Source organism: Pseudomonas sp. 2822-17 (assembly GCF_002742485.1).
GTDB lineage: Bacteria > Pseudomonadota > Gammaproteobacteria > Pseudomonadales > Pseudomonadaceae > Aquipseudomonas > Aquipseudomonas cyclaminis.
The window spans coordinates 1-417 of the sequence record NZ_LJRZ01000406.1 but is presented as its reverse complement, the minus strand read 5'-3'; the positions used below and the strand labels follow the sequence as shown (position 1 = coordinate 417).

Here is a 417-nt window from a genome sequence, read left to right as displayed (position 1 = left end):
ATATAGGAGCAGGACATGCTGCAACTGCTTTATCAAAAATGCTAAACAAATTTATTGATATGGAAGTTCCTTCTGTTAAAATCGTTCATTTAAATGAAGTGAGTGAATTTGTTGGAGGCGATGAAACAGTTGTTGCAGCAATATTTCTACGTCTTCAAGGAGATGCACCAGGAAATATGTTCTTTATGCTACCACTTGATGAAGCTACAAGGTTAATTCAACAATTAACGGAAGACGATACGATTAATACTGAAAATCTATCAGACAATGAAATTGGAATGTCTGCTCTTTGCGAATTAGGTAATATATTAGCAGGTTCATACTTAAGTGCACTATCTGATTTTACTTCATTGAATTTACAGCCAACACCACCAGCTTTAGCGATTGATATGGCAATGGCAATCTTAAGCTATGGAT

At 35.3% G+C, this 417-nt stretch carries 1 protein-coding gene; it reads left to right on the top strand.

Annotation, left to right across the window (positions count from 1 at the left end):
• Positions 1-417: chemotaxis protein CheC (locus AOA60_RS13850; protein ID WP_178075358.1), on the top strand; the 417-nt coding region annotated here is incomplete at both ends.